This is a genomic window from bacterium (assembly GCA_021372775.1).
In the GTDB taxonomy this organism is placed as follows: domain Bacteria; phylum Acidobacteriota; class Polarisedimenticolia; order J045; family J045; genus JAJFTU01.
Genome location: JAJFTU010000476.1, coordinates 1 through 1,982 on the forward strand (window position 1 = coordinate 1; position 1,982 = coordinate 1,982).

3 protein-coding genes are annotated in these 1,982 nt (G+C 72.7%); all 3 read right to left on the minus strand.

Annotation, left to right across the window (positions count from 1 at the left end; all coding sequences use genetic code 11):
• Positions 1 to 133: 133 nt before the first annotated feature.
• On the minus strand, positions 134 to 877 hold the full coding sequence (locus LLG88_16395; GenBank protein MCE5248488.1) for an MBL fold metallo-hydrolase: 744 nt from the start codon (positions 875 to 877) through the stop codon (positions 134 to 136).
• 228 nt (positions 878 to 1,105) lie between these two features.
• Complete coding sequence (locus tag LLG88_16400) at positions 1,106 to 1,666, minus strand: NUDIX hydrolase (GenBank protein ID MCE5248489.1); 561 nt, start codon at positions 1,664 to 1,666, stop codon at positions 1,106 to 1,108.
• The coding region (locus LLG88_16405; protein MCE5248490.1) for an HAD hydrolase family protein at positions 1,663 to 1,982 on the minus strand (320 nt) is incomplete at its 5' end. The genes LLG88_16400 and LLG88_16405, both read right to left, overlap by 4 nt.

Here is a 1,982-nt window from a genome sequence, read left to right on the forward strand (position 1 = left end):
GCCGGCGTGCCGACGCCGGTGAACGACGCCCTGCTGCGGGCCGCGGGATACGACCCCGACCGAGCCGCCGCCCGCCCCTGACGGCGAAGCCCCGCGCCGCGGACGGCCTCCGCCGCCGCGGCGGCGCCGACGATCAGAGCGTGACCTTCTGCAGCTTGCTGCCGGGAACGATCGCCAGCCGGCCGTCGAGGAGGCGCACCTGCGCCTTGCCGTTGCCGTCGAAGTCGCGCGCGAAGACCTCGATCGTCACGCGCTTCCCCTCGAACCGCCCCGGCTTGGCGCCCGGCGCCTCGAGCCCCCGCCAGAGACGCAGGAACGGGTTCTTCTCCCACTCCGTGCCGATCGTCGTCGTGTCGCCGTGCCCCGGGTAGACGACCGTCTCGGGCGGCAGGGTGAAGAGCCGCTCGACGCTGGCGCGCATCTTGTCGTAGTCCCCCTGGCCGGCGTTGACGGTGTTGGCGACCGAGTTCTTGAACAGCGTGTCGGCGGTGAAGACGCCCGCCCCCGGCACGTGCAGCGCGATCTGTCCCGGCGTGTGCCCCGGCAGGTGCATCACCTGCGCCGAGAAGCCGTCGAACTCGAAGACCTGCCCGTCGGCGACCGTGTCGGTCGCGGCGACGACGAACGGCTTCTCCAGCGCGTGCACGTAGACCGGCGCGCCGAGGTTGCGCGCGAGGAAGTCGAGCCCCGTGACGTGGTCGTGGTGTCGATGACTGCAGAAGATCGCCGTCACTTTGACCGCGCGCTTGCGGACCAGCGCGAGCAGCTTCTGCGGCTCGGCGCCCGAGTCGAAGAGCAGTCCGGGCCCTTCCTGGCGGCCGGCGACCAGCCAGCCGTTGGTGAACCAGCCCGCGTGCATGACGCGATCGATGATCACGGCGACCTCCCGCGGATCGCGCGGCCCTGCGCGTTGTCGGAGAACGGAACGGCGGCGGCGTGCCGTCCGCGGCCTCGTCCCCCCGCGCCGGGACGGCTCTCCCCAAAGTCAGAGTATAGGTCCGCCGGTCCGCGAATAGAACCGTCGCCGGACAAGCCGGCCGAGGCGGCCCCGGCCCGGCTCCCGCGCCGGCCGCGGGACGAACCGCGCCGCGGGGCCGGTCCCGGCTCAGGGCTTCGGCGCGGCTTCCGCGGCGACCGCGCGGCGGGCGTGGGCCAGCAGGATCGCGCAGACCGACTTGGCGTCGCGGATCCGCCCGTCGAGCGTCATCCGCACCGCCTCGGCGAACGGGACCTCGAGCACCTCGAGGATCTCGTCCGGCTCGAGCGCCTGCTCGCCGGCGACGAGGTCGTGCGCCTCGTAGAGCCAGATCACCTCGTCCGTGAACCCCGGCGTCGTGACCACCGCGCCGAGTTCGACGAGACGCCCCGCGCGCACCCCGACCTCTTCCTCGATTTCGCGCCGGGCGCACGACTCCGGCGCCTCGCCCTTGTCGAGCTTCCCCGCGGGGACTTCGTAGATGAAGCCGCCGACCGCGTGCCGGAACTGCCGGATCAACGTGACCGTGCCGTCGGCGTTGAACGGGAGGATCGCCGCGGCGCCCGGATGGCGGATCGTCTCCAGCGTCGCCTCGCGGCCGCCGGGAAGCCGCACGACCTCGCGGTCCACCTTGACCAGCTTCCCCTCGAACACCCGTTCGCCGCGCAGCACCTGCGAGTCGTCGATCATCCCTCGGCCTCCGGAAAGAACTCCAGCAGTCCCGTGAGCGGACCGTCCTCGATCACGACGTCGGCGACGGCGCGCAGCGCGTCGTCCTTCGGGCGGAACGCGACGCCGAAGCCGGCGGCGCGCAGCGCGGCGAGATCGTTCCAGTGGTCGCCGACGAAGGCGCACTCGGTCGGGGCGAGCCCCCATTCCCGGGCCGCGTCGGCGAGCGCGCGCGCCTTGCCGTCCACGTCGTACGGCGTCGCCCGCCAGCCGGCGATCGCCCCCTGTTCGTCGAAGAAGATCTTGTTGGAGAAGACCCGGTCGAAGACGACGTCCG

What these genes read in the sequence shown, in the direction of transcription:
- LLG88_16400 (MCE5248489.1), bottom strand. Translation starts at nt 1,666, where the DNA reads ATGATCGACGACTCGCAGGTGCTGCGCGGCGAACGGGTGTTCGAGGGG.